Source organism: Mesorhizobium sp. M6A.T.Cr.TU.014.01.1.1, from assembly GCF_004022765.1.
Lineage (GTDB): Bacteria > Pseudomonadota > Alphaproteobacteria > Rhizobiales > Rhizobiaceae > Mesorhizobium > Mesorhizobium mediterraneum.
In genome coordinates, this window is the sequence record NZ_RZPG01000056.1 from 1 (window position 1) to 8,435 (window position 8,435).

Here is an 8,435-nt window from a genome sequence, read left to right on the forward strand (position 1 = left end):
ATGTTCGAAAAGCGTGATCATTGATGAGTTCTTCCAGTCGGTGCGGCATCGCAGTGCTTTTGCGCATAGGGACCGCAACCGTCGTGCCAACTGGGAAAATCGTTTCGGAACAACGCGATCGCTCTGGAAGCGTTGTGTCACATGTCCGACATCGTCGAGAATCCGACAACGAGTGCTCCTCCTAATCACCGGATCAACCTCCGGCGCCAGGCGGTGACACCGTGCAGAACTCGAGCAGTGAAGCTCATTGGTGAACCTGGTTGACGCCCAACATCTTCGCTCTGGAGCGCTTCACGCACACGGATTCATGGCAGACACCATGATGCGATCGATGCGGTTAGAGACCAAGCTGGCTGCGCCTGTGAGTTTCAGCCGCCAGCTGGAAGCAGCTGAGTTCTGAGGAGAAGGGTGGGGCACCCCTTGGGCGACCTGATGGTTGCCCAAGCCCTGCCGCAATCTTGGCCTGCACCGTCCCCTGGATTGCTGTCGATCAAGCCAGGAAGCTGCATTCGGGCGAACGCATGGGGCTGGTCCCCATGGCAACTTGGGCTGATGTGGGGCCGTCCGATATGCGATACGAGGGTCTAGGATAGGGGAGCTCGGGCTCGGTAGTATCTCAGCGAGACGGCTAATGGTCGACGAAGTCTTCCTGACGCCACGCATTGGTATGCCGCAGCAACAGGGGCAGTGCGGGCGCAAGTCTGGTTGTGAAATCGGCTGCTACAGGGGCATGCCGCGCTTCATCTCCATACCGTCAGCGAAGAAAGCGCGGCGCGAGCATCACCAAAGAGAAGCGGCGCGCCTTTCGTTTTGCGGTCCACTGACCAGTCGGCTTCACCTGTACAACTACGGGCTGGCATAGCGTGAAACTTGGCCCCCAATGGCGGAAATTTCGCCCAGGAGACCTAGATGACTAAGCTTATTGCACCCGGGCTACGACAACCTGCCCACCACCAGCGTCGAAGCCACCGCCACGCCACCAAGTCTTCAGGGAACGTCCTGAACGGAACCCAGCCGGGTACTCCTATCAAAGCGACTCCCTTCGCATGCTCAGGCCGCGCTTGCTGTCGCTGCGCGGGACCGACAGCCTGCTTCTGCCCTGCACAGTGCCGACGACACATGCTTCGACGAAATGGCGTCATCGAGGTCGGGTGGCTTCGGCGCCGGTGCTTTGCCAAATTGCATGTTTGGACGTCCGTGGGGGCGGGCAAGGGGGCACAGTCGTGCCTGCAGTTCTCGTGACTGGCCCAGCAAGTCGAGTTCGCAACCGCGCACCACATTCGGTCGACGAGATGAAGGCTTTTGCCGCCAAGTTCTCTGCCTGGTCCGGCGAAAGCTATCCGCTCGCCGCGTAATGGCTGGACATGATAGCCGACGCCCGTCCGAATGGCGGCGGCTTTTTCGTATTATATCGACCTGATCGGCCAGCTTCGCGGGAATGCCGGGGCTACGACTTTGAATGGTCATTTGGCGGCGGAACGGCTATGATGATCCAGATCGGCCATCGCGAAAGCCACGACATCGATATTTTCCTCGACGACCCTCAATTGCTCGGTCATCGACCATCCAAAAGCCACCTGCACTTTGAAACGATGCCGTCCGACTATTTGGGGGACGGGCTTCGGTTCCAGAAATTCGCCTTCGAAGACGTTGGCGAAATCGACTTCATCGTTGCCGGAGCGCTAACAACGAAGCCGTTCTAGACCCGCGTGGTGGAAGGCAGGACCGTGCGGCTCGAGACCATCCCGGAAATCATCGCCAAGAAGGTCTATTACCGGGGATTTCGGAAGCCAACCCGCGCGACATCTTCGACATCGCCGCCGCAGCCCGGTCGCAATTGGACGAGGTCGTCAACGCTCTGCGTGCGCTCCCAGAACAGGTCGCTCGAACCAGACAGCGGATGGAAAAACTCAACAATGAATTCGTCGGCCGCGCCATTGCACAGCTGATGATCATGCCCTGACTACGAAGCGTCGGCCGCCGACAGTCTGGACGCAGCGTTCGCTGTGCTCGACGAGGTGTTGTCATCACTCAAAGAACCTGACCCCCACGACCTAGCGACCAACCGAGGGAGGGGAGGGGTTTCTCAGAGCCCGGACGCCTTGGTGAGGTTGGTCCGGAATCTGCCGCGCCTCCGCTGATATTTGCGGGTCATCTCGGCCGAGGCATGGCCGAGCTGCTTCTGCATGTAACGCTCCTCGACGTCGGCCGACGAGGCAAGTCCGGCGCGCAGCGACTGGCCCGAGAACAGCAGCGCCCGTTACCCTTCCGGGAGATCGGAGGGGACGCCGGCGGCGATCGTCACCTGCTTGACCAGGCGGGCGACGTGCTTGTCGGAGAGCCGTTCGACGTCGACGGTCTTGTTGTCCTTGAAGATGCGGCGGAACAGGGGTCCACGTGCGATGCGGCCAAAGCGGATCCAGCTCTCGAGCGCGACTACGGGGTAGGTGTGGTCGCTGGAGCCGCGGCCGACCTCGACCTCGCGCCAGCCGGTCTTGCCGCGCAGGGTGACCAGCAGCCCTTGCCGTCAAAAATCTCGATCCAGCCGGCGCCATCGCTGTTGTCGTCGCGCATGACGTCGAGACCGACGATCTCGGAGCGCCGCAGGCCGCCGCCACAGCCCAGGAGCAAAATAGCGCGGTCGCGCAGGCCCTGAGGTCGTGGCCGAGCGTGGCGATCATCGCCAGCAGATCGTCGCCAGGACCGCCTCTTTCTGCCGCGGTGGCTTTTGCGTGCTTGCGCGGCGAATGCCGGCAAGAACCGTATAGATATGCCGCTCCGCGCGGTCCAACGGCCGGCCGCGCTGGGTAAAGTTCCAGGCGAGGCCGGAAAGCCGCCGCTCGATGGTCGCAACCGAAAGGGCAGGGGCGCCACGCTTCGGATCGCCGGCGGCGGTGCCCAAGGCACAGGCGCTGATATTGAGCCTGATCACCTTCGAGCCCGGAGGCAGGGGATCGAAGCCAGCGCGCCGGCACCAGGAGGAAAAATGCCGCCAATCCTTGGGGTAGGCGTCGCGCGTGTTCTCCGAGGTGGCGTTGTAGCCCCTCGCGGTCTCGACCAGTTCCTGGACATGCGCCGGGACTCTTTGAGCCGGGTCTCCATCTCCTTGTAGAGCTTGTCAAGCTCGCCATCGACTGGCTTCAGGTCGTCGATTGAACATTGCGTCATCATAGGCTTTGTGCCTTGTTGTAGCAGGCATCGTCCGTTCGCGCGGCGGACACAGACATCACCGTCGCTGAGCCGAGAACGACGGTAAAAGAAAATGCACTCACTGACTTCATAACCAATCTCTTTTGCGGGTGATTTAGAAACGGACGCCGAGCTTGGCGCTGAACCCGTGTGTCTGGGCATCCGAGGCGATCTGTCCCTGATAGGCGATGCCGAACGTCGCGTTCTCGGTGATGTTTACGTCCAGCCCAGCTTCGAGCAGAGCTGCGTTCTTTGCGATCGGCACGCCCTTGATGGCGAAGGAGGAACCGCCAGCAAAGGCAAGAGCGGTATCCGGCCTGACGTCGCCGAAGGCGTGGCGCCAGCCAAGACCGCCGCGCGCGGTAGCAGTCACGGTGCCGAGGGTCAGTACCGTCGACGCACGCAGACCTAGCGTGGTAAACGCCGTGTCGCTCGAGCGATCCCCGCTCGACAAGGCGGCTGCGCCGCCATTCTCGGTGAAGCCATCGGCGTCAAAATTCACATAAGCGAGATTAGCGTAGGGCTCGAAGGAAGCCGAAGCCGTAGCCGAGCTCGCCAAAGGCCTGGAACGTGCCGGCGTCGTAATCGGCCGAAAGGCTGTCGGCGAAGCCTGGAAAGACCACGGACCTGCCGGTCTCGATGCTGTGCCAGGTATAGGCAAGGCCGGAACGAAAACCGAGATTGCCGTTCTGCGTGCCGGCAAAAAGACCGAGATGGTAATTCTCGCTCGAGCCCGACGACGCGCGATCGTCCGCCTCCAAGGAGGTATGGCTGTAGCCGCTGATGAGGCCGAGCCGCCAGCTTTCGCCGACAGCCGCGTCACCGCCAGCCAGAAAGCCGCCTGTCGAGTGATCGAGACCGGCGGCATTGCCGTCGCTGTCGAGATGACCCCAGGCGCCGAAGCCACGGCCCCATACGGCGAAATTCTCACTCGTTGCCGGGGCCAGTTCCAGACCACCCAGCCCATAAGTCATCACCGGAACGCTGGAGGCACCGACGCCGTCGAACGCCGCACGGATCCGTTCGCTCGCGGCATCGCGTACAGAATGACTGTCCTCGATGAGGCCGCTATGAATGGAAGCATGAACCTCGCCTGATAGCATATCGAAAGCGTTGCGGGCTTCCGGCGCCGTCAGGAACAGGATGTTGTCCTGGATCGGATTACCGCTTCCAAGCGCCTGAGCCGCTGCGGCGACCGAGCGTTGATTGAAGGTGCTGGCTACATCGGCAAACGCCGTCGATGTGCGGCTGATATCGAGATAGACATTGTTGGCATCGTAGACGAGCTGGAAATCGACGAAGGGCGTCGCGTCTGTCGCCAGAGCCCCCGTCAGCCCGCCATAGGTGCCGCTTACGCCGCCTGCTGCGGAGAGCAGAGTATATCGGGCATCGACCGATAGCGTTCCCTGCCGCAGGAGCTCGATCTGCGCGCCGCTGTCGATCGCCGCTGCTCCGCCAACATCGATGAGATCGGACGACCTTGCGAGGTCGACCTGATAGATCGATCCGGACTGCTGCGCGAAATCGCCCGTGACAGTCATTGTGGTGACGATCCTGCTCGGATCGGTCGCACTGCCAGGAGCGACCGTGCCGCCCTCGGAAATGGTGACCGCACCGTAGGTGCCGCCGCCTGCGACGACACCGCCGCTGTTTGCGATAGCCGTGCCCCCGATCTGCCCGTCATTCCCGAGAAAGCCGGACGTGGTCGCATCATGGGAAAGCACACCTGTATCGGCAAGCAGCAATCCCGCGCCGGAACCGACCGTCGTCATGCCGGAAAAATTGTTCTTTCCGCTCAGCGTTTGCACGCCACCGGCAACGAATAGTTTGCCGCCCATATTATTGTTATCAACGTCGAGGTCGTTGATGCTGCCGGCGAAAGTGTCGTTCGAAGCCGTTAGCACCAGGGTACGCTTGCCCAGTTCGACCGTTCCGCTGCCACTCAGGCTACGAATACGGGCATCGTTGTAGGCGTCGGAGATTCCCCAATAGTCGCTGCCATTTCCATGTTCGGAGATATCGAGCGTGCCGTCTGCAACGACTTTCGCTGACCGTTGGATGTTGCCGAGCCCCGCAAGCGAGAGATAGGCATCCTGAGCAATATTCGTCTCGCCGGTGTAGGTGTTGACATTCGTCATCCGGACCACCGTCTTTGTATCAAGCGTCAGCGATCCGGAGCCGGAGACGACACCCGCTATGCCGACCCCGCCCTCATTCCCCATGCTCGTCGTGATCCTGCTCAGACCGGTCCCTTCGGGTGCGGATGAATCGGTAGAGAAGTTGCTGGCAGTGACGAAATGTGACGAATAAGCGGTATACTTCTTCTCCAGATCGAAAATGACCGATCTGTTTTTGAAGAAGTCAAGACCGGCAACAAAACTGGTCTGGTCGTTGGGTTGTTCCGTCGTGCCGCTGGTGTAGGTGAAGTCGATATTGTCCAGCCTTACCGGATCGCCATCCGTTCCTGCGATTGTAACGCTCGGGATGTTGCCCGATGCGCTTACGATCTCGCGTTGCTCATTTCTCCGAACATTTTTAAGTTCGACGCCCGCATCCTGAAATTGCTTCAGCATCGCATCACTGATCTCCAGACTGCCACCGCCCGGTGTGCCGGTGTCGAGCAATACCGCGGTCTTGTTGGGGTCGGTGATTGGTGGGGCTCCATCCTTAACCGTGTACTGCAGATTGTAGCTGCCTTCGTATTCGGTCGAGGCATTGGCGCCAGAGCCAGGAAAATTCTGATAAGAATCCTGATCTTTTTCCTCGGGTTCTCCCCATGGCATGGCATTAGTATATTGGGCCCGGAGGCTTGGATTGAGGTTGACAATCGTGCAGGGGGAACAGCCAGGCGTTTGGTCGCTCTCGGAATCCGGATTCACATTGGCGGAGACCACGTAGCCAGACCTGGTGACACTGCCCATCATGCCCCAGACACTTGTCTTGCCAAGAAAATCGCCGGCCCCGAGTGTACCTGCGAAATCGCCGCCTTCGTCTGCCATCTTGCCAGCGGTCATTTTCGCCCGCTGCTCCTTATCGGCGTGATAAGGTTCTTGGAGATCCTGACCATACATATCTTTAAGTCCATCCGTCACGGATCCCGGCGTGCACTTAAGATTGTTGTCCTTGCAATACGCATGGGTATAGACAAAATCGAGAATGCGAGCAGCCCGGTATTTCTTATCGCTTACAGATGGCCCGTCGATTGTTATCTTTTGATCTGGATCGACATATGTAAATTTATCAATTTCCACGTTCTGAAGCTTATTGCCATACGTTCCGTCCCCGTACGTATATACGTAAGGCGTGTCGGCAATCGGGCGGACCCCGGTCACCTCTGACCCGATCTGCGTGTTGAGCTGGTCCGAGCCCGTGTCGAATACGTATCGCTGCGCGTTGCCATTGTTGATCTTGGCCCAGATGCCCAGGCGGTCATGGCCTTCCCCGACATACTCCAGCGGGATCGAAATCGGGTCGTCGGCCAACGCTTCTCCAGTTGGAAATGCTACCAGACCCACCCCGAGAGACACAGCCGGCAGGAATACCGTCGTCATCGCGGTGGTTGCCGCCAGAAAGTTCTTTGTCCTGAAACAAGCCTGCATACCTGGTCCTCGAAAAAGTCTCGCAAACTGATTGATCATTGGAACGGCCTCCTGAATGTTGTTTAACGAGACCCTTTATGGCGGCCCTGGCTGACAACAGCCTGAAAGCTGCAAGCGGCCTGCGAGAATGGGGCGATCCTGAATGACGACAGGTGCTGTCAACAATGGATGAGTGCTCGGCCTGAAAGCTGAGCACGCTTTATGCTCAGGCTGCTGACAAGGCCAAAGCAGCGTAAGTGCGGAGTGAAATCCAGGGTCCACATGGGTCGTCGCGCTTCCCGTGCGCCTGGGAAGGCGCCGGCCCGGCCAAGCTTTCCCAGATCGTCCGGATGGCGCACAAGATACCGGTTCAGGTCGATCGAGATGGAGGCCGAGGCGTATGCCAAGGCGGTCGACTGCCTGACGAAAGATCAGAATGCGTCGCTGGCGCTCTACGATTTCCGCCGGCAGCGAGCTCAGTCTCCTGCCGGGCATCCGTGTTTACTGGCGACGAGACACAAGATGTGCCCAAATTGCCACCAGACCGTCACCTGCGATGAGTTTCGGCAACTGATTTTGTCCTTTCAATCGTCGCCACTTCCTGGCCGCGGCCAACATGGGCCACTCGAAGGCAGCAGACTGGCGGCTATATGGACGGGCTGTGAGCCCGCACCGGAGACATTGGCGAAATCTACGATCTCTATAGCAACGTCAAGGAGAAGCGCGAGGTGTTGCAGATGTGGTCAAATCACATCGAATGGCTGATCAAGCAGGCTGCGGATGACGCTCTGGCGGCGTAGCTGCTGGCATGGGCGGAAGATGCGGCGCAACAATCGTCAGAGCCTCATCGAATTGGAGATCATGCTTGACCAGCAAATGCGCGGCCAATGCTTCGATGGCTGACCAGTGATCGAGTACTAGCCGGGCCGTGCGATCTTCGATCCGCCTCCAACGGGGGCGGCGCGGCATCAGGAACCGCAACTCACCATAGATTCGCTTGGCATCCGCGTAGTCGCTGCTCCCCTCATTCCCATCGGACGCATTCATCGCCATATCGCGCGGGTCCAGATAGCCTTCGAATGCGGATTCTGCAAAAGGACCTGCCAGACACGCAACTATCTCTTGGATCGCTTCATCGCGTTGGAAATGTCGATCCATATCGTTCTCGAAAATCGGCTTTAGCTCCGAGGTGAATCCTTGCGCTGAATAGAAAACCGTGCCTTCGACAAAACCACCGCACTCTCCGTCACCGGCGTCGGGGTAAATACTAACACTTGAGAAAGCAGGGAGTTCACGGTCGTCGTCGAACATCTGACGGTGCAAAACGATGGCGGCCACCGCGTGCCCGGCTTCGTGATGCGCCACAGACGGGAGAAGATATTGGGAGGCTACATTCATGCGGTGCGGCTCTCAGATCTAGTTTCCATCCAAGCCCTGATATCGGATTCAAGCCATGCGACTCGGCCGGGGGAGATGCGACGCCGCTTAGGGAACAGGCCTGCCTTCAGAGTCGCGCGGTCGCGCTCGAATTGCGCTCCACTGAAGTGCTTCAGGGTCTTTGCCGATTGGCCGGCGGCCCAGGCAAGTGCCCGCTCGCCCTCTACATCTTCAAGCCAGACATAGGGATCGTCGTCGGGAGCATCCAGCGTTGGACGGACATCAAATGCG

The 8,435-nt window shown here is 59.5% G+C and carries 5 protein-coding genes and 2 pseudogenes; 3 read left to right on the forward strand and 4 right to left on the reverse strand.

Annotation, left to right across the window (positions count from 1 at the left end; all coding sequences use genetic code 11):
• The first annotated feature begins 631 nt into the window (after positions 1 to 631).
• The 3 genes from EN885_RS32750 to EN885_RS34820 all read left to right on the forward strand — a co-directional run bounded on the left by EN885_RS32750 (position 632) and on the right by EN885_RS34820 (position 1,963).
• The gene (locus EN885_RS32750; protein ID WP_127295339.1) at positions 632 to 862 is read left to right on the forward strand and encodes a hypothetical protein; all 231 of its coding nucleotides are present in this window, start codon (positions 632 to 634) and stop codon (positions 860 to 862) included.
• A gap of 502 nt (positions 863 to 1,364) precedes the next feature.
• On the forward strand, positions 1,365 to 1,703 hold the full coding sequence (locus EN885_RS32755; RefSeq protein ID WP_126063908.1) for a nucleotidyl transferase AbiEii/AbiGii toxin family protein: 339 nt from the start codon (positions 1,365 to 1,367) through the stop codon (positions 1,701 to 1,703).
• A 134-nt stretch (positions 1,704 to 1,837) separates the two neighbouring features.
• Complete coding sequence (locus EN885_RS34820; RefSeq protein ID WP_281032982.1) at positions 1,838 to 1,963, forward strand: hypothetical protein; 126 nt, start codon at positions 1,838 to 1,840, stop codon at positions 1,961 to 1,963.
• Between the two features lie 123 nt (positions 1,964 to 2,086).
• Here the strand turns inward: EN885_RS34820 and EN885_RS32760 are convergent.
• From EN885_RS32760 to EN885_RS34590, 4 genes and pseudogenes are all read right to left on the reverse strand, one after another.
• Positions 2,087 to 3,085 (reverse strand): annotated as a pseudogene (locus tag EN885_RS32760) (tyrosine-type recombinase/integrase); the annotation flags it as partial.
• A gap of 219 nt (positions 3,086 to 3,304) precedes the next feature.
• Positions 3,305 to 6,827 (reverse strand): annotated as a pseudogene (locus EN885_RS34935) (autotransporter domain-containing protein).
• A gap of 705 nt (positions 6,828 to 7,532) precedes the next feature.
• Positions 7,533 to 8,165, reverse strand: coding sequence for a hypothetical protein (locus EN885_RS32770; protein ID WP_063169290.1), 633 nt, complete (start codon positions 8,163 to 8,165; stop codon positions 7,533 to 7,535).
• Complete coding sequence (locus EN885_RS34590; RefSeq protein ID WP_236383579.1) at positions 8,162 to 8,275, reverse strand: AlpA family phage regulatory protein; 114 nt, start codon at positions 8,273 to 8,275, stop codon at positions 8,162 to 8,164. The genes EN885_RS32770 and EN885_RS34590 overlap by 4 nt, the downstream gene beginning before the upstream one ends.
• Between the last annotated feature and the right edge of the window lie 160 nt (positions 8,276 to 8,435).

What these genes read in the sequence shown, in the direction of transcription:
- EN885_RS32750 (WP_127295339.1), top strand. Translation starts at nt 632, where the DNA reads ATGGTCGACGAAGTCTTCCTGACGCCACGCATTGGTATGCCGCAGCAA.
- EN885_RS32755 (WP_126063908.1), top strand. Translation starts at nt 1,365, where the DNA reads ATGATAGCCGACGCCCGTCCGAATGGCGGCGGCTTTTTCGTATTATAT.
- EN885_RS32770 (WP_063169290.1), bottom strand. Translation starts at nt 8,165, where the DNA reads ATGAATGTAGCCTCCCAATATCTTCTCCCGTCTGTGGCGCATCACGAA.